Source organism: Mesorhizobium sp. M5C.F.Ca.ET.164.01.1.1 (assembly GCF_004792125.1).
Taxonomy (GTDB): domain Bacteria; phylum Pseudomonadota; class Alphaproteobacteria; order Rhizobiales; family Rhizobiaceae; genus Mesorhizobium; species Mesorhizobium wenxiniae.
On sequence record NZ_SRTG01000606.1, the window covers coordinates 1 to 283 of the forward strand.

At 62.5% G+C, this 283-nt stretch carries 1 protein-coding gene; it reads left to right on the top strand.

Features of this window, described 5'->3' with window-relative positions; all coding sequences use genetic code 11:
• A partial coding sequence (locus EN807_RS34965) for a histidine kinase dimerization/phospho-acceptor domain-containing protein (RefSeq protein ID WP_135938118.1) occupies positions 1-283 on the top strand: 283 nt, incomplete at both ends.

Genomic DNA, 283 nt, shown 5'->3' on the forward strand with positions numbered 1-283 from the left:
CGCACGCCGATGAACGGCGTGCTCGGCATGGCCGAGTTGCTCGCCAAGACGGAGTTGACGCCGCGCCAGAAGACCTTCACCGACGTCATCGTCAAATCCGGCAACGAGCTGCTCACCATCATCAACGACATCCTCGACTTCTCCAAGATCGATGCCGGCCAGCTGGTGCTCGATCCGGCGCCCTTCAACCTTGCCGAGGCCATCGAGGATGTGGCAACTCTGGTGTCGACTCGCGCCAAGGAGAAGGATCTCGAGCTCATCGTGCGCGTGCAGCCTGGCCTCG